General features: G+C 57.2%; 19 protein-coding genes, 1 tRNA gene and 2 rRNA genes. 15 read left to right on the top strand and 7 right to left on the bottom strand.

The genetic code is table 11. From position 1 onward, the window contains the following. Position 1: 1 nt before the first annotated feature. From mreD to csrD, 4 genes are all read right to left on the bottom strand, one after another. Positions 2-490, bottom strand: a complete 489-nt coding sequence (gene mreD / locus FT726_RS13865; protein ID WP_031279826.1) for a rod shape-determining protein MreD — start codon at positions 488-490, stop codon at positions 2-4. Further along, complete coding sequence (gene mreC / locus FT726_RS13860; RefSeq protein WP_021508152.1) at positions 487-1,521, bottom strand: rod shape-determining protein MreC; 1,035 nt, start codon at positions 1,519-1,521, stop codon at positions 487-489. The genes mreD and mreC overlap by 4 nt, the downstream gene beginning before the upstream one ends. A 268-nt stretch (positions 1,522-1,789) precedes the next feature. After that, the gene (gene mreB, locus FT726_RS13855) at positions 1,790-2,833 is read right to left on the bottom strand and encodes a rod shape-determining protein MreB (RefSeq protein WP_003855260.1); all 1,044 of its coding nucleotides are present in this window, start codon (positions 2,831-2,833) and stop codon (positions 1,790-1,792) included. A 311-nt stretch (positions 2,834-3,144) separates the two neighbouring features. Continuing rightward, positions 3,145-5,091, bottom strand: coding sequence for an RNase E specificity factor CsrD (csrD, locus tag FT726_RS13850; protein ID WP_058781111.1), 1,947 nt, complete (start codon positions 5,089-5,091; stop codon positions 3,145-3,147). Positions 5,092-5,397: 306 nt separating this feature from the next. Here csrD and msrP point away from each other — a divergent pair, with 306 nt between their 5' ends. The 15 genes from msrP to FT726_RS13775 all read left to right on the top strand — a co-directional run bounded on the left by msrP (position 5,398) and on the right by FT726_RS13775 (position 19,396). Then, the gene (msrP, locus tag FT726_RS13845) at positions 5,398-6,402 is read left to right on the top strand and encodes a protein-methionine-sulfoxide reductase catalytic subunit MsrP (RefSeq protein WP_021508154.1); all 1,005 of its coding nucleotides are present in this window, start codon (positions 5,398-5,400) and stop codon (positions 6,400-6,402) included. Next, positions 6,403-7,005 carry a protein-methionine-sulfoxide reductase heme-binding subunit MsrQ gene (gene msrQ, locus FT726_RS13840; RefSeq protein WP_150059494.1) on the top strand — a complete coding sequence of 201 codons (603 nt, stop codon included), beginning with the start codon at positions 6,403-6,405 and terminating at the stop codon, positions 7,003-7,005. 232 nt (positions 7,006-7,237) lie between these two features. Then, positions 7,238-7,690 carry a type II 3-dehydroquinate dehydratase gene (gene aroQ / locus FT726_RS13835; protein WP_346302932.1) on the top strand — a complete coding sequence of 151 codons (453 nt, stop codon included), beginning with the start codon at positions 7,238-7,240 and terminating at the stop codon, positions 7,688-7,690. Positions 7,691-7,711: 21 nt separating this feature from the next. Next, positions 7,712-8,179, top strand: a complete 468-nt coding sequence (accB, locus tag FT726_RS13830; RefSeq protein ID WP_222986072.1) for an acetyl-CoA carboxylase biotin carboxyl carrier protein — start codon at positions 7,712-7,714, stop codon at positions 8,177-8,179. A gap of 11 nt (positions 8,180-8,190) precedes the next feature. Beyond that, positions 8,191-9,540 (top strand): acetyl-CoA carboxylase biotin carboxylase subunit, encoded by a 1,350-nt coding sequence (gene accC, locus FT726_RS13825; protein ID WP_021508158.1) that lies wholly within the window; start codon positions 8,191-8,193, stop codon positions 9,538-9,540. A 71-nt stretch (positions 9,541-9,611) separates the two neighbouring features. Continuing rightward, entirely contained in the window at positions 9,612-9,854 is a 243-nt protein-coding gene (locus FT726_RS13820) for a YhdT family protein (protein ID WP_058759884.1), read from the top strand. After that, complete coding sequence (panF, locus tag FT726_RS13815; RefSeq protein WP_346302931.1) at positions 9,844-11,289, top strand: sodium/pantothenate symporter; 1,446 nt, start codon at positions 9,844-9,846, stop codon at positions 11,287-11,289. Before FT726_RS13820 ends, panF begins: the two co-directional genes overlap by 11 nt. Positions 11,290-11,301: 12 nt before the next feature. Beyond that, on the top strand, positions 11,302-12,183 hold the full coding sequence (gene prmA, locus FT726_RS13810) for a 50S ribosomal protein L11 methyltransferase (RefSeq protein ID WP_150059495.1): 882 nt from the start codon (positions 11,302-11,304) through the stop codon (positions 12,181-12,183). Between the two features lie 195 nt (positions 12,184-12,378). After that, positions 12,379-13,107, top strand: coding sequence for a carbonic anhydrase (locus tag FT726_RS13805; protein ID WP_031279827.1), 729 nt, complete (start codon positions 12,379-12,381; stop codon positions 13,105-13,107). 308 nt (positions 13,108-13,415) lie between these two features. Further along, on the top strand, positions 13,416-14,381 hold the full coding sequence (gene dusB, locus FT726_RS13800) for a tRNA dihydrouridine synthase DusB (RefSeq protein WP_040679767.1): 966 nt from the start codon (positions 13,416-13,418) through the stop codon (positions 14,379-14,381). 24 nt (positions 14,382-14,405) lie between these two features. Further along, on the top strand, positions 14,406-14,702 hold the full coding sequence (gene fis / locus FT726_RS13795; RefSeq protein ID WP_003855228.1) for a DNA-binding transcriptional regulator Fis: 297 nt from the start codon (positions 14,406-14,408) through the stop codon (positions 14,700-14,702). A gap of 537 nt (positions 14,703-15,239) precedes the next feature. Then, positions 15,240-16,265 (top strand): amino acid ABC transporter substrate-binding protein, encoded by a 1,026-nt coding sequence (locus tag FT726_RS13790; RefSeq protein ID WP_058759887.1) that lies wholly within the window; start codon positions 15,240-15,242, stop codon positions 16,263-16,265. Between the two features lie 66 nt (positions 16,266-16,331). Further along, positions 16,332-17,510, top strand: a complete 1,179-nt coding sequence (locus FT726_RS13785; protein ID WP_021508165.1) for an amino acid ABC transporter permease — start codon at positions 16,332-16,334, stop codon at positions 17,508-17,510. A gap of 15 nt (positions 17,511-17,525) precedes the next feature. Then, a complete protein-coding gene (locus FT726_RS13780; RefSeq protein ID WP_282996893.1) occupies positions 17,526-18,626 on the top strand; it encodes an amino acid ABC transporter permease in 1,101 nt (366 codons plus the stop codon). Between the two features lie 8 nt (positions 18,627-18,634). Continuing rightward, positions 18,635-19,396, top strand: a complete 762-nt coding sequence (locus tag FT726_RS13775) for an amino acid ABC transporter ATP-binding protein (protein WP_058759889.1) — start codon at positions 18,635-18,637, stop codon at positions 19,394-19,396. A 152-nt stretch (positions 19,397-19,548) separates the two neighbouring features. Here the strand turns inward: FT726_RS13775 and rrf (FT726_RS13770) are convergent. The 3 genes from rrf (FT726_RS13770) to rrf (FT726_RS13760) form a co-directional block, all read right to left on the bottom strand. Then, a 5S ribosomal RNA gene (gene rrf / locus FT726_RS13770) occupies positions 19,549-19,664 on the bottom strand. 32 nt (positions 19,665-19,696) lie between these two features. Beyond that, positions 19,697-19,772 (bottom strand) — tRNA-Thr (locus tag FT726_RS13765). Positions 19,773-19,786: 14 nt separating this feature from the next. Continuing rightward, a 5S ribosomal RNA gene (gene rrf / locus FT726_RS13760) occupies positions 19,787-19,902 on the bottom strand. Positions 19,903-19,908: the final 6 nt, after the last annotated feature.

The raw sequence follows: 19,908 nt of genomic DNA, 5'->3' as shown, positions 1-19,908 counted from the left end.
CTTATTGCACAGCAAACTGACGGCGAATCTTTCTCATCAGTAAGAATAGCCAGGGCCACAGGATACCGTCGACCACGCTACTCCAGAAGATTTCCGGGCGGAAGGAGACGTTGATGACCAAAAATTCTGCCCAGAAAACAATCACATCAACCGCCAGCGACAGCACCATAACCATTAATGCCTGCTGCCACAACGCCAGATTGCGGAATAGCTGAAATTTAAAGGCCACCAGATAGGCGATAATGCTGAACGCCAGCGCACGCACGCCCAGCGTTGAGCCGGCGACCAGATCCATAATGGCGCCGAGGAAAAAGCCGGTGCCCACATTGACCCGGTGCGGCAGCGCCAGCACCCAGTAGATCAGGATCAGCAACAGCCAAGATGGCCGGAACATGTAAATCTGATCCGGCCACGGCATGATTTGCAGGATAAGCGCAACAAGGAAGGACAGCCAGATCACCCAACGCCCCTGGCTGCGATATCGACTCAAGGCTGGCCTCCGCGCGAGTTCGCCGGATTACCCTGCGAACGGCTGCTGGCGGCGGGCTGTGGCGGCCCCATCTGCTGATTTTGCTGCATCATGGCGGGTGCCGGCGGCCCCATTTCGCCCGCGGGCGGCAGCACCTGCGGCATCATCTGCATCAGGCGCTCGTTGGCCACGCGATGCACTTCATCCGGTGCCATCGGCATGTCGCCGTTCTTATCCGCACCCCACAGCAGCAGCAGGTAGCGCAGACGCTGCAGACCGGCGGTCGGACGCGCCTGAATCACGGTATAGGCACGCTGCGTATCCACTTTCACTGACGACACCACGCCGACCGGATACCCTTCCGGGAAGCGTCCGCCCAGGCCCGACGTCACCAGCACATCACCGACGCGAATATCCGTATTGCCCGGCAGATGCTCCAGCTGCAGATCTTCGCTGCAGCCGTTACCGGCGGCGATGACGCGAATATCGTTACGCAGCACCTGAATCGGCAGGGCGTGCGAGGCATCGCAGATCAGCAGCACGCGGCTGGTCATCTGCCCTACCGCCACCACCTGGCCGACCACGCCTTTATCGCTGATCACCGGCTGGCCTTCATACACGCCGTTGACGCTGCCTTTATCGATGATCACCTGATCGGTGTAAGGATCGGTGCCGGTGGAGATCACCTGGGTCACCATTTTGTGCTCATCCTGACGCAGCGGCGAGCCGAGCAGCTCGCGCAGACGCGCGTTTTCCTGCTTGTATTGCCCCAGCATCAGCAGGTCACTGTTTTTCAGGAAGAGCTCACGGCGCAGCGCTTTATTTTCCAGCTCCAGCTGCTGGCGCGAGGCCAGCGTTTCGGAAACGCCGTCAAGAAGCTGTCGTGGCCCGTTGGCCAGGAAGTAAAATGGACTGACCGACGTGTCCAGGTAGTTGCGGATCTGGGAGAACGTGCTGATCCGGCTATCGGCGACAATAATCGCGATAGCCACAATCACGGCCAGAAACAGGCGCAACTGCAGGGAAGGTCCCCTGCTAAAAATCGGCTTCATAAATTCTGCGAATTCCTCGACATCAGGGAAGAAGCGTGAGTGTCAGCACTCACGCCTCCAGGGCTGGACGCTATACGCCGTCGTGCGCAGCGTCGCCAGTTACCCCGCATCCTGCAAACCGCAGTGACGACGTTGTGCCGCTGCTGCCCGGTGCCTGCTGCTGAGGCTGCCGTGCGGCATGCGATGGTCATCGTCCTGCTGTTGTGCTGATTTTGGGTATCGTCGCTATTCCCTGCGCAATTTGACCACGGTCTCAGCCGGAGAGGAATTACTCCTCGCTGAACAAATCGCCGCCATGCATGTCGATCATTTCCAGTGCTTTACCGCCGCCGCGCGCTACGCAGGTCAGCGGATCTTCTGCGACTACCACCGGAATACCGGTCTCTTCCATCAGCAGACGATCCAGGTTACGCAGCAGCGCACCGCCACCGGTCAGCACCATACCGCGCTCGGAGATGTCAGACGCCAGCTCCGGCGGGCACTGCTCCAGCGCGACCATCACGGCACTGACGATACCGGTCAGTGGCTCCTGCAGCGCTTCCAGGATTTCATTGGAGTTCAGCGTAAAGCCACGCGGCACGCCCTCAGCCAGGTTACGACCGCGCACTTCGATCTCGCGCACTTCGTCACCCGGATAAGCAGAACCGATCTCATGCTTGATACGCTCAGCGGTGGCTTCACCAATCAGCGAGCCGTAATTACGGCGCACGTAGTTAATGATAGCTTCATCGAAGCGATCGCCACCAATACGCACAGAAGAAGAGTAAACCACGCCGTTCAGGGAGATAACCGCGACTTCGGTCGTACCGCCACCGATATCCACCACCATCGAGCCGGTCGCTTCTGACACTGGCAGACCCGCGCCGATTGCCGCGGCCATGGGTTCTTCAATCAGGAACACTTCACGGGCACCGGCGCCCTGCGCCGATTCGCGGATGGCACGACGCTCAACCTGGGTCGCACCAACCGGCACGCACACCAGCACGCGTGGGCTGGGGCGCATAAAGCTGTTGCTGTGCACTTGCTTGATGAAGTGCTGGAGCATTTTTTCAGTCACGAAGAAGTCGGCGATAACGCCATCTTTCATCGGACGGATAGCTGCGATGTTACCCGGCGTACGGCCAAGCATCTGCTTTGCATCATGACCAACAGCCGCTACGCTCTTTGGGGAGCCGGCGCGATCCTGACGAATGGCAACCACAGAAGGCTCGTTCAGCACGATGCCTTGTCCTTTTACGTAAATCAGGGTATTCGCGGTACCCAGGTCAATGGACAAGTCATTGGAAAACATGCCACGAAATTTTTTAAACATACTAAGGGATAATCCTGCAAGCTGGGGGCGGAAAATAAAATCCGCCTACTTTACCAACCACGCGAAGCCGCTACAAGGCGCAAAAACGTTCTGCTTCGGTGAAAAACCAGGCTGAATAATTTTTCGCGGCGGTGCTGCCGTCCGACACCGGCGTTAAACGGCGCTAAGCTGCCGCTCTAAACGCAAATTCACCCGCCGGTCGCGGGTGAATTCCGACATAAAATCTAACATTTCCCGCCGCCGATCGCGCCGGCTGCGCACGGCATAAAGGCGAAAAACAGCCGCCTGCTGCCGTATCTGTGGCTGACGCGCTAAATCCGGTAACGTTGCGAGTGTTTCTTCACGTTACTGTTCACCGGCAGCGAAGGAGCAAAAAAGTCGCCCTGGCCGCCCGCGACGCCCAGCCCGGCCAGCGTTTGCCACTCCGCGCGCGTGCGTACACCGGCGGCAAAGACTTTGGTGGGCGTGGATTTACACACTTCCAGCAAACTTTGCACGAACAGCTGATTTTCTGTACGGCGCTCAATGTTGCGAATCAGACCCGGGTCGAGCTTGATCAGCTCAATCGGGAACTGCTTGATGTAAGCGCTACTCACCACCGTTAATCCGGCCTGATCTACCGCAATCCGACAGCCAAACGCGGTTAGCATACGGAAAACCGGCACTAAACGATTGATGTGTTGACAAACATCCGCCTCAGCAAGTTCAAATAAAAATCGTTTTCTTTGCGATTTACTGCACTGCAGCAGCAATTTTTGCAGCCAGCGCTGGAACGGCCGTTGCAGCAGCGAATCGATATTCACTGGCAGCGCCAGCGTTTCATCCGGCCAGACCTCCGATAGCGCCGCAATACGCATGACCAGCTGACGATCCCAGCTGTCGGCCATGCCAAGCTGCAGCACCAGCGGCATGAACTCTGCCGACACCACCTCTTTATCGCCGTCGAACACGCGCGCCAGCATTTCACGGTGATGCACTTTGCCGTCCAGCAGCACCGCCGGTTTCTGGTACAGACGCGGGCCGCCGCGGTTCACGGTGTTTTCCAGCAGGGTGCGCCAGCGCACGCTGCCGCGCCCCATCTCCAGCGTATTGCCCTCGCCCACCGACCAGTTGTTACCGCCCTGCAGCGCCGCCCGGCGCGTGGCCAGTTCGACATTCTCCATCACCTGCGACACCGACTCGCCGCTGCGCCAGGCGCTGATGCCAATGTGGATTAGGTCATCACGATCCACCATGCGCATCGGCGGCAGTGAATCCACCGCGTTGATCAGCTGGTCGGCAATGCTGTTGGCCTCTTTCAAAGTGCGGTGCGGCAGCAGTACGGCAAAGTCGCTGCGGAAATAGCGCGCCAGCAGCGCACCCGGATAGCGCAGCACGAAGGTGGAGAGCATGTTCACCAGGTCGAACAGGTATTCATCGACCAGCGTCGGTCCGAGGGTTTCATGCAGGGTGTCGAGGTCCGGCAGCCGCACCATCATCACCACACCGTGCGTGCCAACGTCTTCCTGGTCTTCCAGCAACGTGGCCAGCTGGTTATCGAAAAACAGGCGATTATTCAGGCCGGTGCGCGAATCCTGCGCGGCAAAGGTGCGGATTAAGGTGTCGATACGCAGACGCTGCTCGCCGGCTTCCTGTAAATCCCCCAGCAGCAGATCGATAGCGCGGCTGGCTTTCGGCGGCCATTCGGCGATGGTATCGCTGCGCGGCGTGCGCTCGCCAGCCAGAATGCGCTCCGCGCGCGCCTCCAGCCGCTCCATATGCTGCCAGCGGCGGTTAAGCCAGCGGTGCGTCATCACCAGCAGTGCCGACATGATCGCCACCACCGTCAGCAGGATAATCAGCGTGTAGGCACCGGTGAACGAGCGGAACCAGGTTTTGGCGGGATCGAGCACCACCACGCGCAGCGCCATGCCCGGCGCGTGCACCAGCGGCACATCCAGTTGAATGAAACGATTGGGCTCGTCTTCCAGCATCGGATTTTCATGGCGCGCGAGGCGGAACAGCACGGTATCATCGTGATGCAGTTCCAGCTGTTCGGCATTGATGACGGGCATCAGGCGCGTCAGCCACTGCGTCAGTTCCTGCGGTGACTGGTTTGCCAGCGCTTTATCGACTTCCGTCGCCAGTGTCTGCACACGGTTCTCTACGCGCTGCTGCGACAGCCAGATAAAACTAAAAGCGCAGCCTACCAGCATCAGTAACATCGCCAGTAAGCTTAATAAGGTAATAAACGCAGAAAACTTAGTTGTTAATCGCATCCCTGTGCCTGTATCACTGCGGTTTATGAACGCCAGCCAACTGTTCGCGCCAGCCGCGCTGGTGCAAACCTGAGCAAATTATCACAATTACCGATCCAAATCAGCGCCCGCCCGGCGCCGGGTTTCGCCACCCTGCGGCGCGAGTATAACGTCAAAGTGTGAAGCGCTGCCTTCCGGGGCGGCTTTTTCGTCCTATTCTCAACAGAACGCACCGGCCAGGAAATTTCACATTTTGCCAGCGAAAGTGGCGCGCCGGGCAGCGTTTGATCATGCTAGCTGCAGTTAATCGATTTGCCGGAGAACGCCATGAAGCGCACGCACATCCTTACCGAAGCCGATGTTACGCCGGAAAGCATTTTTAATCTGCGCCGCCGCCAGGTGCTGAAAGCGCTGGGGCTTGGCGCTGCCGCGGCCAGCCTGCCCGGCGGCGCACAGGCCGATGTGCTGAGCTGGTTTAAGGGCAATGACAGGCCGCCGGCGCCTGCCGGACGCGATCTGCAGTTCAGTAAACCGGCCCAGTGGCAGGCGGACCTGCCGCTGACGCCGTTTGATAAAGTCGCAGGCTACAACAACTTCTACGAATTTGGTCTCGACAAAGCCGATCCCGCCGCCAATGCCGGCACGCTGAAAACCGACCCGTGGCAATTGCGCATTGAGGGTGAAGTGGCGAAGCCGATGACGCTGGATATGGACGACATCTTCAAGCGTTTCGCCATGGAGCAGCGTATCTATCGCATGCGCTGCGTTGAAGCCTGGTCGATGGTGATTCCCTGGGTAGGCTTTGAACTCAACAAGCTGCTGAAGCTGGCTGAACCCACCAGCAATGCCCGCTATGTCGCCTTCCAGACGCTATACGCGCCCGATCAGATGCCGGGACAAAAGGACCGCTTTATCGGCGGTGGGCTGGATTATCCCTATGTTGAAGGCTTGCGGCTGGACGAAGCGATGCATCCGCTGACGCTGCTCAGCACCGGCGTTTACGGCAAAGCGCTGCCGCCGCAAAACGGCGCGCCGATTCGCCTGACGGTGCCGTGGAAATATGGCTTCAAAGGGATTAAGTCGATCGTCAAAATTACCCTGACGCACGATCGTCCGCCCACCACCTGGAGCCAGATTGCCGCCAACGAGTATGGCTTCTACGCTAACGTGAATCCGCACGTCAACCACCCGCGCTGGTCGCAGGCCACTGAGCGCTTTATCGGTGCGGGCGGCATTCTCAAGGTGGAACGCCAGCCGACGCTGCTGTTCAACGGTTATGCTAAAGAGGTGGCCTCGCTGTATCGCGGTCTCGATTTACGGGAGAACTACTGAGTGCGCCTGACATTACGCCACGTTACGCTGCTGAAAGTGGTGCTGCATCTGGCGGCGTTTGTGCCGCTGGTGTACCTGTTTCTGGCGGCAAATCAGGGCTGGCTGAGCGCCGATCCGGCGAAAGATATCCAGCATTTTACCGGCCGCATGGCGCTGAAGCTGCTGCTGGCGACGCTGCTGGTGAGCCCGCTGACGCGTTATCTGAAGCAGCCGCTGTTGATTCGTACCCGCCGGCTGCTCGGCCTGTGGTGCTTTGCCTGGGCCTGTCTGCATCTCACCAGCTACTATCTGCTGGAACTGGGTTACGATCATCTGCGATTACTCGGCAGTGAGATTGTCTCGCGCCCCTATTTGTTACTGGGCATGATCAGCTGGATTATTCTGTTTGCTCTCGCCATCACCTCTTTTCAGCGCGCCCAACGCAAACTGGGACGCCGCTGGCAAACGCTACACAACGGCATCTATCTGGTCGCGATCCTCGCGCCTGTCCACTATCTTTGGTCAGTGAAAGTGCTGTCACCGCAGCCGTGGATTTATGCGCTACTGGCGCTGGCGCTGTTAGGCTGGCGTTACAATAAGTTGCGTAAACTTCTGCGCCGATAATTCCCGCAAGGTTGTTTTCCTGCTGCGAGATCTGTTAAAAGGTGTGGCCTTCGGGCCTCGCCGGATCAACTTCGCAGATAAGACCAGTATTTTGCTGCGAATTGCCTCGAAACGGATATAATGCCCGGCTTTATTGCAAGCGAAGTCTTCTTTTTCACTCTGAAGAGTGACAAATGAAGGATGTCGCGGTATTTTACGCGATGCCTCACTGATTGCAGGAGATAGCCGCAAGATGGCGCATAAATTTCACATACTGCTGTTAAACGGACCCAACCTGAACCTGTTGGGAACGCGCGAGCCTGACAAGTATGGTCACACCACGCTGGCGCAGATTGTCAGCGATCTGACGCAACAGGCCGACCAGCACAATGTGAAATTGAGTCATCTGCAATCGAATGCGGAATACCAGCTGATTGATCGTATTCACGAAGCCCGCAGCAACGTCGATTACATCATCATTAACCCGGCTGCGTTTACGCACACCAGCGTTGCCCTGCGCGATGCGCTGTTGGCGGTTAGCATTCCTTTTATTGAGGTGCATCTCTCTAATGTGCATGCACGCGAACCGTTCCGACATCACTCCTATCTTTCCGATGTATCTGCCGGCGTCATCTGTGGACTGGGCGCCGACGGCTACTCGTGGGCTTTACAAACGGCCGTAAAACGCCTGTCACATTCCAATTAAACAGAGTACGGAACCACACTCATGGATATTCGTAAAATTAAGAAACTGATCGAACTGGTTGAAGAGTCCGGCATCGCTGAGCTGGAAATCTCTGAAGGCGAAGAGTCGGTTCGCATCAGCCGTTCACCTGCCAATGTCGGTTACCCTATGATGCAGCAGGCTTATGCTGTTCCGGCTCCACAGCCTGCGCTGGCTGCTGCGGTTGCACCTGCTACTGCGCCTGTCGCTGCAGAAGCGGCTAAACCTGAAGTCAGCGGCCACATCGTGCGTTCGCCGATGGTCGGTACCTTCTATCGCACCCCAAGCCCGGACGCCAAAGCGTTTGTGGAAGTGGGTCAGAAAGTGAACGCTGGCGACACCCTGTGCATCGTTGAAGCGATGAAAATGATGAACCAGATCGAAGCCGATAAATCCGGCGTTGTGAAGGCGATCCTGGTGGAAAGCGGCCAGCCGGTTGAATTCGACGAGCCGCTGGTCGTCATCGAATAACGAGGCGAAGCATGCTGGATAAAATTGTCATTGCTAACCGTGGTGAGATTGCGCTGCGCATTCTGCGTGCCTGTAAAGAACTGGGCATCAAGACTGTGGCGGTTCACTCCACGGCAGACCGCGATCTGAAGCACGTGCTGCTGGCGGACGAAACCGTCTGCATCGGCCCGGCGCAGTCGGTCAAAAGTTATCTTAATATCCCGGCGCTGATCTCCGCCGCCGAAATCACCGGCGCGGTTGCGATCCACCCGGGCTACGGCTTCCTCTCTGAGAACGCCGATTTCGCCGAGCAGGTTGAGCGCTCTGGTTTTATCTTCATCGGTCCGAAAGCCGACACCATTCGCCTGATGGGCGACAAAGTGTCAGCGATCAACGCGATGAAAAAAGCCGGCGTACCAACCGTACCAGGCTCTGACGGTTCGCTGACCGACGACATGGAGAAAAACCGTGCCATCGCTAAGCGCATCGGCTATCCGGTGATCATCAAAGCCTCTGGCGGCGGCGGCGGTCGCGGTATGCGCGTTGTGCGCAGCGACAAGGATCTTGAGCAGTCCATCAACATGACGAAAGCGGAAGCCAAAGCGGCTTTCAACAACGACATGGTGTACATGGAGAAATTCCTCGAGAATCCACGCCACATCGAGATTCAGGTTCTGGCTGATGGTCAGGGCAACGCCATCTATCTGGCCGAACGTGACTGCTCCATGCAGCGTCGCCACCAGAAAGTGGTCGAAGAAGCACCAGCACCGGGCATCACGCCGGAACTGCGTCGTTACATCGGCGAGCGCTGCTCTAACGCCTGCGTGGAGATCGGCTATCGTGGTGCCGGTACCTTCGAGTTCCTGTATGAAAACGGTGAGTTCTACTTCATCGAGATGAACACCCGTATTCAGGTGGAACATCCGGTCACCGAGATGATCACTGGTGTCGACCTGATCAAAGAGCAGCTGCGTATTGCTGCCGGTCAGCCGCTGTCAATCAAACAGGAAGATGTGGTGGTGCGCGGTCATGCGGTCGAGTGCCGTATCAACGCCGAAGACCCAAACACCTTCCTGCCGAGCCCGGGCAAGATCACCCGTTTCCACGCACCAGGCGGTTTTGGCGTGCGCTGGGAATCGCACATCTATGCCGGCTACAGCGTGCCGCCGTATTACGACTCAATGATTGGTAAGCTGATCACCTACGGCGAAAACCGTGACGTGGCTATCGCGCGCATGAAAAATGCGCTGGCGGAACTGATCATCGACGGCATCAAGACTAACGTCGATCTGCAGATGCGCATCATGACCGACGAAAACTTCCAGCAGGGTGGTACTAACATCCACTATCTGGAGAAAAAACTCGGCCTGCACGAGAAGTAAGCGCAGCGCAGAGCAATGCAGAGGCCGGTTAAACCGGCCTTTTTCATTTTTGTTGCCTTTGAGGTTGCATGATGGATGGGCGTTTTTTGCAAGCTAACAAAGAGGCGCGCTGGTCGCTGTACCTGACGCTGGCGTACCTCGCTGTCTGGGGCGTGTCCGCGTGGCTCGGCGGCACACAAAGCGGTATTACCGGCTTACCGCGCTGGTTTGAGTTCTCCTGCGTGTTCGCCCCGCTGCTGTTCATCGGCCTGTGCTGGCTGATGGTGCGCGTGGTGTTCCGCGATATGTCTCTGGAGGACCACGATGGAAACTGAAATCATTCTGCCACTGCTGGCCTATCTGGTGGTGATCGCCGGGCTGTCGGTGTTTGCCATGCGCAAACAGCGCCACGGCAACTTTCTGAGTGAGTATTTTCTCGGCAGTCGCTCGATGGGCGGTTTTGTGCTGGCGATGACCATCACCACCACCTACATCAGCGCCAGTTCCTTCATTGGCGGACCCGGTGCGGCGTATAAATACGGCCTGGGCTGGGTGCTGCTGGCGATGATTCAGGTGCCGGCAGTCTGGCTGTCGCTCGGCGTGCTGGGAAAAAAATTCGCGATTCTGGCGCGACGCTACAACGCCGTGACGCTCAACGACATGCTGTATGGCCGCTACCGCAGCCCGCTGCTTATCTGGCTGGCCAGTATCAGCCTGCTGGTGGCGTTTATTGGTGCCATGACGGTACAGTTCATCGGCGGCGCGCGCCTGCTGGAGACGGCCGCCGGTATTCCTTATGACACCGGGCTGCTGATTTTTGGCGGCACCATCGCGCTGTATACCGCGTTTGGCGGCTTTCGCGCCAGCGTGCTCAACGATGCCATGCAAGGGCTGGTGATGCTGATTGGCACCTTCCTGCTACTGTTTGCCGTCATCCATCAGGCAGGTGGACTGGAAACGGCGGTCACCAAACTGCGCAGCATCGATCCGCAGCTGGTATCACCGGAAGGCGTCGGCAACGTCATCAATCCGACCTTCCTCAGCTCGTTTGCCGTGCTGGTGTGCTTTGGCGTGATTGGGCTGCCGCATACTGCCGTGCGCTGTATTTCCTACAAAGACAGCAAAGCGCTGCACCGTGGAATTATCCTTGGCACTATCGTGGTAGTGATACTGATGCTCGGCATGCATCTGGCCGGCGCACTCGGCCGCGCGGTACTGCCTGATCTGGCGATTCCGGATCGCGTGATCCCGACGCTGATGATCACCGTGCTGCCACCGATGGCGGCTGGCGTGTTCCTCGCGGCGCCAATGGCGGCGATCATGTCGACGATTAACGCGCAGCTGCTGCAATCGTCCGCTACGCTGATCAAAGATCTTTACCTGCGCATTGCGCCGCAGCACAGCGAGAACGAGGCGCGTTTGCGGCTGCTCTCCGGCACCATCACCTTTGTGCTGGGCCTGCTGCTGCTGCTGGCGGCCTGGAATCCGCCAGATATGATTATCTGGCTCAACCTGCTGGCGTTCGGTGGCCTTGAAGCGGTCTTTCTGTGGCCGCTGGTGCTGGGACTGTACTGGGAGCGCGCCAATGCGGCGGGCGCCATCAGTGGCATGCTGGTGGGCGCCGGTTGCTATACGCTGCTTGCCAGCCTGAAAATCGAACTGTGGGGCTTTCACCCTATCGTGCCATCGTTGACATTAAGCCTGCTGGCCTGCCTGGTGGGTAATCTGTTCGGCAGCGCGCCTGACGCTCGCGATGCTGCCCTGGAATAAAAGAGAAACGCTATGCCATGGATTCAAATCAAAATTAACAGCACCGGCGAGCACGCCGAAACCCTCAGCGACGCGCTGATGGATGTCGGTGCGGTGTCGGTCACCTTTCAGGACACGCACGACAACCCGGTGTATGAGCCGCTGCCCGGTGAAACCCGCCTGTGGGGCGATACCGATGTGACTGGCCTGTTCGACGCGGAAACCGCCATGGACGACGTAGTGGCTGAACTGAGCCAGCATCCGCTGCTGGGATCGGGTTTCCGCCATAAGATCGAACAGATCGAGGATAAAGACTGGGAGCGCGAATGGATGGATAACTTCCATCCGATGCGCTTCGGTGAACGCCTGTGGATCTGCCCAAGCTGGCGCGACGTGCCGGATCCGGATGCGGTTAACGTGATGCTTGATCCCGGTCTGGCCTTTGGTACCGGCACCCATCCCACCACGTCGCTGTGCCTGAGCTGGCTGGATGGTCTCGATCTGCAGGGCAAAACGGTGATCGATTTCGGCTGTGGCTCCGGCATTCTGGCCATCGCCGCGCTGAAACTCGGTGCAGACCGGGCGATCGGCATTGATATCGATCCGCAGGCGATCCAGGCCAGCCGCGATAACGCGGAGCGCAACGGCGTGGCCGACCGCCTGTCGCTGTATCTGCCGCACCAGCAGCCGGAAAACCTGCAGGCGGATGTGGTGGTCGCCAATATCCTCGCCGGTCCGCTGCGTGAACTGGCGCCGCTGATTAGCGTGCTGCCGAAAGCCGGCGGCCATCTCGGCCTGTCCGGCGTGCTGGCCAGCCAGGCGGAAAGCGTGTGTGAAGCCTATGCGGAGCGCTTTGCGCTGGACGCCGTGGCGGAAAAAGAGGAGTGGTGCCGCATCACTGGCGTGCGCCGCTAACCGACGAATGGGCCAGCAACTGCTGGCCCGATTTCCCCCGCCTGAGACCTGTCTCAAATCCCCGCCAGCCCCGTTTTCCTGCCGTTTCTTTACATTGAAATCAGTAGACTGCTGCACCAGGCGATAGCGCTATCCCTGTTAACCGTGCCGTGCGCGGCACATAACATTGATATATCGCTTAGTGAATAAATGATGATGAAAAGCAAACACACACTGATCGCTCTGCTGCTGGCAGCAGCGCCTTTTGCTCACGTTCAGGCTGCCGCCTGGGATTATGCTCAGCCACAGCAGTGGGGCGACCTGTCCCCTGATTTTCACGTCTGCAAGCAGGGCGTGAATCAGTCGCCGATTGATATTCGCCAGGCGCTGCATGCCAGTCTGCCGGCGCTGACGCTGGAACTGCAGGCGCGCCAGGCCGCGATTGTTAACAACGGCCACACCGTGCAGATCAACCTGCAGCAGGGCGATACGCTGACGCTGGACGGCGAGACCTTCACGCTGAAGCAGTTCCACTTCCATACCCCGAGCGAAAACCTGATCGACGGCAAACGCTATCCGCTTGAGGGCCACTTTGTATTCAGTGACGAGCAGCAGCAGCTGGCGGTCATCGGGGTGATGTTCGAAGCCGGTGCGGCAAATCCGGTACTGACGACGCTGCTGGATACGCTGCCGGCGCAGGTCAATCAGCCGGCTACGCTGCAGCAGGATGTCGATATTACGCCACTGCTACCCGCCGATCGCCGTTACTACCGCTTCAGCGGTTCACTCACCACGCCACCGTGCAGTGAAGGCGTGCGCTGGCTGGTGATGAAGCAACCGGTAACGGCTTCCGCACAGCAGCTGCAGGCCTTTAGCGCGGTGCTGGGTGAACACGGTAACAGCCGCCCGGTGCAGCCGCTCAATGGCCGGCTGGTGGTTGAGTAACGAAATACTCACCAAACGTAAATAAAGCGTTCACTTTTCAATCAAATCACCGCCATTTCTCTTGCCGATTCGCGGAAGTGGCGGTTTTTATGTTGTGATTCAGCGCATATTTTTGGAAAAACTTTTGCTCACAATTTCAGCGTATTTTTGTAATACACTGAATTTAAACAAGTAATGTTCAATACCCCGCTGCCAGGCCCCATTTCCCTGATCTTAAACGGCGAATTGTTCAAAGTTTGGCCTTTCATCTTCCGGAAAAAATGCGTAATATACGCCGCCTTGCGAACAGTTAGGGTCACTTCTTTTTCATGCGCATTGGACATCACCAGCTACGTAATCGACTCATCGCTGCGCCTATGGCCGGAGTATCCGACAAGCCATTTCGCACCCTGTGTTATGACAACGGCGCCGGTATGACTGTCTCCGAGATGCTGTCATCGAACCCGGAAGTCTGGGCCAGTGACAAATCGCGTTTGCGTATGGTGCATAGTGACGAGCCCGGTATTCGCGCCGTGCAAATTGCGGGTTGCGATCCCGATGAGATGGCCGCCGCCGCGCGCATTAATGTTGCGTCCGGTGCACAGGTTATCGACATCAACATGGGCTGCCCGGCTAAAAAAGTGAATCGTAAGATGGCAGGTTCAGCGCTGCTGCAGCATCCGCAACTGGTGGAGTCAATCCTCCGTGCGGTGGTGAACGCAGTCGATGTACCAGTTACGCTGAAGATTCGCACCGGCTGGGACAAAGAAAATCGTAATTGTGTAGAGATTGCCCAATTGGCTGAACGCTGTGGTATTCAGGCCCTGACCATTCATGGCCGCACGCGCGCCTGTTTGTTTGAAGGGCAAGCTGAATACGACAGCATTCGGACAGTTAAGCAGAGCGTCGCTATTCCGATTATCGCGAATGGTGACATTACTGACCCGCACAAAGCCAGGGCAGTGCTCGACTACACCGGAGCCGATGCTCTGATGGTGGGACGCGCTGCTCAGGGAAGACCGTGGATCTTCCGGGAAATCCAGCATTATCTGGACACAGGGGAGCTGCTGGCACCGAAGCCGCTGGCTGAAGTGAAGCATATGCTGATTGGACACATACGGGAGCTGCACGACTTTTACGGTCAGCGCAAGGGATACCGTATTGCCCGAAAACACGTTTCCTGGTATTTGCAGGAAAGTGCCCCTGACGACCAGTTTCGGCGCACATTCAACGCCATAGAGGATGCCAGCGAACAGCTGGAGGCGTTGGAGGCATACTTCGAAAATCTTGCGTAAACGAAATAAAGAGCTGAAAGAACTATGTTCGAACAACGCGTAAATTCTGACGTACTGACCGTTTCTACCGTTAACTCACAGGATCAGGTGACGCAAAAGCCTCTGCGTGATTCGGTTAAACAGGCACTGAAGAACTATTTTGCTCAACTGAACGGTCAGGATGTAAGTGACCTGTATGAGCTGGTACTGGCTGAAGTCGAGCAGCCTCTGTTGGACATGGTGATGCAGTATACCCGTGGCAACCAGACCCGCGCTGCCCTGATGATGGGCATCAACCGCGGTACGCTGCGTAAAAAGCTGAAAAAATACGGCATGAACTAAGCGTTCTGGTTCCTTGCTGCGATAACGCCAGCCTTTGGGCTGGCGTTTTTGTTGCTGCTGTTTGTACGTTAACACCGCGTGAAACGATTATCGTCAAAATGGTAACGATAGTTGCAATCGCCAGCGTGATAGCTCATCTCTCTCAGGGCCGCCGCCCTGCCCTGTTTTTGCGCAGAAAAAATCCTTCTGATCGCCCCTCAACCCGCTTTGTTTGTGATCCTGAACCGCTTCAGCGGTAATTCCACTTTGCCGTACACCTGTTCATGAGCGTCAGCTCACACTGCTTCCATATAGTGAAACTTTTTGCACTATTTGTGATCGTGGCGACTCGTCATGCTGCCTTTTGGTGCGCGATAGTAGCGACAACTTTCCGGATACGTCCGTTTATTAAAAGATCTTTCCAGTGAATTCAGGATTCTGCAAACCTGGCATCAGCTTTGCAGTGTCGTGAATGGCTAAACGCCACAGAAAGAAATAAGCGCACAGTAAAGTGCGCGCAAACATAACAACACACGATCTCGCCACACAGGATGCTTTATGAAAAAGATGATGCTTTCCACCCTGATTGCTGCCGCCTCGCTGTTCGCCGTGACCCAGCAGGCGCACGCAGGCACCACGCTGGACGCCATTAAGAAAAAAGGGTTTATACAGTGCGGTATCAGCGATGGTCTGCCAGGGTTCTCCTACGCTGACGCCAGCGGTAAATTCACCGGTATCGATGTTGACGTGTGCCGCGCTGCCGCCGCTGCGGTCTTCGGCGATGCCAGCAAAGTAAAATACACCCCGCTGACGGCGAAAGAGCGCTTCACCGCGCTGCAGTCAGGCGAAGTCGATATTCTGTCACGTAACACCACCTGGACTTCATCACGCGACGGCGGTATGGGCTTCCTGTTCGCTGGCGTGAACTACTATGACGGCATCGGCTTCCTGACCCACAAGAAAGCAGGTCTGAAAAGCGCTAAAGAGCTGGATGGCGCCACCGTGTGTATCCAGGCCGGTACCGACACCGAGCTGAACGTGGCGGACTACTTTAAAGCCAACAAAATGCAGTACACGCCGGTCACCTTCGACCGCTCTGATGAATCCGCTAAAGCGCTCGACAGCGGCCGCTGCGATACCCTCTCTTCTGACCAGTCACAGCTGTACGCACTGCGCATCAAACTGGGCAAACCGGATGACTTCATCGTACTGCCAGAAGTGATTTCAAAAGAGCCGCTGGGCCCGGTCGTGCGTCGCGGTGATGATGACTGGTTCACCATCGTGAAATGGTCGCTGTTCGCCATGCTGAATGCCGAAGAGATGGGCATCAGCTCGAAGAACGTCGATGAGATGGCGGCGAAACCTACCACGCCAGATATGGCACACCTGCTGGGCGCTGAAGGTGATTTCGGTAAAGACCTGAAGCTCGACAACAAATGGGCGTACAACATCATCAAGCAGGTTGGCAACTATCAGGAAGTGTTCGATCGTAACGTTGGTAAAGACAGCGCGCTGAAAATTGCACGTGGCCAGAATGCGCTCTGGAACCAGGGCGGCATCCAGTACGCTCCACCAGTGCGTTAATTGTCTCCTGCCAGTCGGGCACCGCATCCTGCGGTGCCCACGCGTATTCTTCACTGAGGTTTTAACATGTCGCAACGCCCAACCGTGAAAAGGGATTTTTCGTTCGGTAATCCTACGGTTCGCGCCTGGCTTTACCAGATTGTCGCGATTGTGGCGGTGTTTGCTGTGGTGGGTTATCTGATCCACAACACGGTGATCAACCTTGCCAATCGCGGTATCACCTCCGGCTTTGGCTTTCTTGAGCGCAACGCCGGTTTCGGCATCGTCCAGCATCTGATCGATTACAGCGAAGGCGATACCTACGCGCGCGTGTTTATGGTCGGGTTAACCAACACCCTGCTGGTCTCCGCGCTCTGTATAGTCTTCGCCTCCATCCTCGGCTTCGCCATCGGTCTGGCGCGCCTGTCGGATAACTGGCTGCTGCGCAAGCTGTCGACCATTTATATCGAGACGTTCCGTAATATCCCGCCGCTGCTGCAAATCTTCTTCTGGTACTTTGCCGTGCTGCGCAATCTGCCGGGCCCGCGTCAGGCGCTGAACGCGTTCGATCTGGCTTTTGTCAGCAACCGCGGTTTGTATATACCGTGGCCGGAGTATGCACCCGGCACCTGGCCATTCCTGATCGCGCTGGCGATTGCCATCGCCGCCAGCGCCGCGCTGTTCCGCTTCAACCGCAAGCATCAGCTGAAAACCGGTCAGCTGCGCCGCACCTGGCCCGCTGCGGCCGGTTTAATTGTGCTGCTGCCGCTGATCGCCCATACGCTGTTTGGTGCCGCCACGCACTGGGATGTGCCCGAGCTGCGCGGCTTCAACTTCCGCGGCGGCTTTGCCATGATTCCGGAACTGGCAGCGCTGACGCTGGCACTGTCGATCTACACCTCTTCCTTTATTGCTGAGGTGATTCGCGCCGGGATTCAGTCAGTACCACATGGTCAGAGCGAAGCGGCACGTTCGCTCGGGCTGCCCAACCCGGTTACGCTGCGTCAGGTGATCATTCCGCAGGCGATGCGCGTGATTATCCCGCCGCTCACCAGCCAGTACCTTAACATCGTAAAAAACTCCTCGCTGGCGGCCGCGATCGGCTATCCGGATATGGTGTCGCTGTTTGCCGGCACCGTACTGAATCAGACTGGCCAGGCAATTGAAACCATTGCCATCACCATGGCGGTTTATCTGATTATCAGTCTGCTCATTTCGCTGCTGATGAACCTCTATAACCGCAAAATTGCGCTGGTTGAGCGTTAAGAGAACGGAACCATTATGTCTGTAACCACACACGAAACGCCGCCGGTGTCGGGCAATCCAATGGGTAAAGCCTGGCTCTGGGCGCGTAAAAACCTGTTCTCCAGCTGGCTGAATACGCTGCTCACGTTACTCAGCCTGTGGATTATCTGGAGCGTTATCCCGCCGGCGCTGAACTGGTTGATCTTCCAGGCTAACTGGATTGGCGAAACCCGTGCGGACTGTACGAAAGCGGGCGCCTGCTGGGTCTTTATCCACGCACGCTTTGGCCAGTTCATGTACGGGCTCTATCCGCATGAGCTGCGCTGGCGCATCAATCTGGCGCTGGTGATTGGCCTGCTGTCGATTGTGCCGATGTTTATCAAATCCATGCCGCGCCGCGGCCGCTATATCGCCTGCTGGGCGGTGATCTATCCGGTCGTCGTCTGGCTGCTGCTGTATGGCGGCTATTTCGGGCTGGATCGCGTGGAAACGCGCCAGTGGGGCGGCCTGACGCTGACGCTGATTATCGCATCTGTTGGCATTGCCGGGGCGCTGCCGCTCGGCATTCTGCTGGCGCTGGGCCGGCGCTCAAAAATGCCGGTGGTGCGCACCCTGTCGGTGATTTTCATTGAGTTCTGGCGTGGCGTACCGCTGATCACCGTGCTGTTCATGTCTTCAGTGATGCTGCCGCTGTTTATGGCGGAGGGCACCACCATCGATAAACTGGTGCGAGCACTGGTTGGCGTGATCCTGTTCCAGTCGGCGTATGTCGCGGAAGTGGTGCGCGGCGGGCTGCAGGCATTGCCGAAAGGCCAGTACGAAGCAGCCGAGTCGCTGGCGCTTAGCTACTGGAAAACCCAGGCGCTGGTGATTTTACCGCAGGCGCTCAAGCTGACCATTCCTGGTCTGGTGAATACCATCATCGCGCTGTTTAAAGATACCAGCCTGGTGATCATCATCGGCCTGTTCGATCTGTTCAGTAGCGTGCAGCAGGCAACCGTCGACCCTACGTGGCTGGGTATGTCGACCGAGGGCTATGTTTTCGCTGCACTGGTCTACTGGATTTTCTGTTTTAGCATGTCGCGCTATAGCCAGTATCTGGAAAAGCGCTTTCACACCGGGCGTAAATCGCACTGAGGTTTTACATGACACAAACTATGACAACGGCGGCCAACGCCATGATGATTACGCTCGAAAACGTGAATAAATGGTACGGGCAATTCCACGTACTGAAAGATATCAACCTGCAGGTGAAACCGCGCGAGCGTATCGTGCTGTGCGGCCCTTCGGGTTCCGGTAAATCTACCACCATTCGCTGCATCAACCATCTGGAAGAGCATCAGCAGGGACGGATTGTCGTAGACGGCATCCACCTGAATGATGATGTGCGCAATATTGAACGCGTGCGCACTGAAGTCGGCATGGTATTTCAGCACTTCAATCTCTTCCCGCATCTGACCGTTCTGCAGAACTGCACGCTGGCACCGATGTGGGTACGCAAGATGCCAAAGAAAGAGGCCGAAGAGCTGGCGATGCACTATCTGCAGCGCGTGCGCATTGCTGAGCATGCCCATAAGTTTCCCGGGCAGCTCTCTGGCGGGCAGCAGCAGCGTGTGGCCATCGCCCGTTCGCTGTGTATGAAGCCGAAGATTATGTTATTCGATGAGCCCACCTCCGCGCTCGATCCTGAGATGGTTAAAGAGGTGCTGGATACCATGATCGGTCTGGCGGAAGACGGGATGACGATGCTGTGTGTGACGCATGAGATGGGCTTTGCGCGTACGGTTGCCGATCGGGTGATCTTCATGGATCGCGGTGAAATCGTGGAGATGGCGCCGCCGGAAGAGTTCTTTGCGAATCCGAAATCCGAGCGGACCCGGGCGTTTCTGTCGCAGGTTATCCACTAAGCGAACCCGATTAGCCGCATCATTCAGCCCTTGCCAGCCTGGCAGGGGCTTTTTTTATGCCTGTGGATTTTATTGAGCGTTTTTATTGAGATAAAGGTCATCGCGGAAAACAAAAAAGCCCTGAACAGATGTTCAGGGCTTTCGTGTTTGATGCCTGGCAGTTCCCTACTCTCGCATGGGGAGACCCCACACTACCATCGGCGCTACGGCGTTTCACTTCTGAGTTCGGCATGGGGTCAGGTGGGACCACCGCGCTGTTGCCGCCAGGCAAATTCTTTTAAACCGAACTCATGCCATAACTGGTGCTGATACCCAGAGTCGAACTGGGGACCTCACCCTTACCAAGGGTGCGCTCTACCAACTGAGCCATATCAGCACACTAAATTTGATGCCTGGCAGTTCCCTACTCTCGCATGGGGAGGCCCCACACTACCATCGGCGCTACGGCGTTTCACTTCTGAGTTCGGCATGGGGTCAGGTGGGACCACCGCGCTGTTGCCGCCAGGCAAATT

It is taken from the genome of Pantoea sp. Morm, from assembly GCF_016643525.1.
GTDB lineage: Bacteria > Pseudomonadota > Gammaproteobacteria > Enterobacterales > Enterobacteriaceae > Pantoea > Pantoea dispersa.
This window is presented reverse-complemented; position numbering and strand designations above follow the sequence as displayed.

Bases quoted from the DNA above. Each gene is read 5' to 3' on its own strand.
- panF (WP_346302931.1), top strand. From the start codon at position 9,844: ATGGAAACTGAAATCATTCTGCCACTGCTGGCCTATCTGGTGGTGATC.
- prmA (WP_150059495.1), top strand. From the start codon at position 11,302: ATGCCATGGATTCAAATCAAAATTAACAGCACCGGCGAGCACGCCGAA.
- FT726_RS13820 (WP_058759884.1), top strand. From the start codon at position 9,612: ATGGATGGGCGTTTTTTGCAAGCTAACAAAGAGGCGCGCTGGTCGCTG.
- FT726_RS13805 (WP_031279827.1), top strand. From the start codon at position 12,379: ATGAAAAGCAAACACACACTGATCGCTCTGCTGCTGGCAGCAGCGCCT.
- FT726_RS13785 (WP_021508165.1), top strand. From the start codon at position 16,332: ATGTCGCAACGCCCAACCGTGAAAAGGGATTTTTCGTTCGGTAATCCT.
- FT726_RS13790 (WP_058759887.1), top strand. From the start codon at position 15,240: ATGAAAAAGATGATGCTTTCCACCCTGATTGCTGCCGCCTCGCTGTTC.
- fis (WP_003855228.1), top strand. From the start codon at position 14,406: ATGTTCGAACAACGCGTAAATTCTGACGTACTGACCGTTTCTACCGTT.
- mreB (WP_003855260.1), bottom strand. From the start codon at position 2,833: ATGTTTAAAAAATTTCGTGGCATGTTTTCCAATGACTTGTCCATTGAC.
- accC (WP_021508158.1), top strand. From the start codon at position 8,191: ATGCTGGATAAAATTGTCATTGCTAACCGTGGTGAGATTGCGCTGCGC.
- FT726_RS13780 (WP_282996893.1), top strand. From the start codon at position 17,526: ATGTCTGTAACCACACACGAAACGCCGCCGGTGTCGGGCAATCCAATG.
- msrP (WP_021508154.1), top strand. From the start codon at position 5,398: ATGAAGCGCACGCACATCCTTACCGAAGCCGATGTTACGCCGGAAAGC.
- aroQ (WP_346302932.1), top strand. From the start codon at position 7,238: ATGGCGCATAAATTTCACATACTGCTGTTAAACGGACCCAACCTGAAC.
- dusB (WP_040679767.1), top strand. From the start codon at position 13,416: ATGCGCATTGGACATCACCAGCTACGTAATCGACTCATCGCTGCGCCT.
- mreC (WP_021508152.1), bottom strand. From the start codon at position 1,521: ATGAAGCCGATTTTTAGCAGGGGACCTTCCCTGCAGTTGCGCCTGTTT.
- FT726_RS13775 (WP_058759889.1), top strand. From the start codon at position 18,635: ATGACACAAACTATGACAACGGCGGCCAACGCCATGATGATTACGCTC.
- accB (WP_222986072.1), top strand. From the start codon at position 7,712: ATGGATATTCGTAAAATTAAGAAACTGATCGAACTGGTTGAAGAGTCC.
- csrD (WP_058781111.1), bottom strand. From the start codon at position 5,091: ATGCGATTAACAACTAAGTTTTCTGCGTTTATTACCTTATTAAGCTTA.